Below are 709 nucleotides of genomic sequence, written 5' to 3'. Positions count from 1 at the left end.
CCGCCGATGTCGGCTCCCCACATATACTGGTCGTACATCCCCATCGTTGCCCAGGCGTCGCCTCGGAACCGGTCGAAGTAGGGCTGCTTCGTAATGTAATTTACGTAGCCGTTGGAAGGCTGGGTTGCCCCATAAACCGCACCGGGTGGCCCTTCCACAAGATCCATGCTCTCCACCATGTTGAAGTTCCAAGGAACATCCTGTAACCCGAAGTTGACGCTCTCCTCAATCCCGTTGAGGAACGTCAGGCCCTGCCGCCCGCGGATGTCGGGCGCAGAAGCGCAGGAGGTTTGCGAGGGATCGACCATCGCTGCGGGATTGAGGTAGGTGATCGAAAGCGGGTCCCACTTCCCCCACTGGCCGATGCCGGCCGCTTCCATCAGCGTCTTCGAGACTGGAGTGACCGCCCTAGGCGTATCGATCACGTCCATGGGGATGGCGTAGGCGGAGGAGCTGCTCCCCGGCAGGATGCCGTCCGAGGAGGCTTCGACCTGGACGGTGGGCAGAGTCGTGGCGGTGGGGAGATCGCTAGAGACGTTGCCAGCCCTACCGAGCGAAGGGGCGAGAGCGAGGCCAATCCACAGGATCGCAAGACGGAACGGAGAGAGGGCGCACATTTATGAGACTGATAACGCACTATCATACCTTAACAAGACGAAATCCCGTCTCCCTGCGGTAAAAAGAAAGCGGGCTTCCTCGGTTCCGAGGA

The 709-nt window shown here is 60.4% G+C and carries 1 pseudogene; it reads right to left on the bottom strand.

The window, feature by feature from the left end:
* Positions 1-617 (bottom strand): annotated as a pseudogene (locus MAMT_RS11190) (hypothetical protein); the annotation flags it as partial.
* Between the last annotated feature and the right edge of the window lie 92 nt (positions 618-709).

Origin of the sequence: Methylacidimicrobium tartarophylax (assembly GCF_902143375.2) — a bacterium.
GTDB classification, from domain to species: domain Bacteria; phylum Verrucomicrobiota; class Verrucomicrobiia; order Methylacidiphilales; family Methylacidiphilaceae; genus Methylacidimicrobium; species Methylacidimicrobium tartarophylax.
The sequence above is the reverse complement of the archived record's forward strand: the minus strand, read 5'-3'. Positions and strand labels throughout refer to the sequence as shown.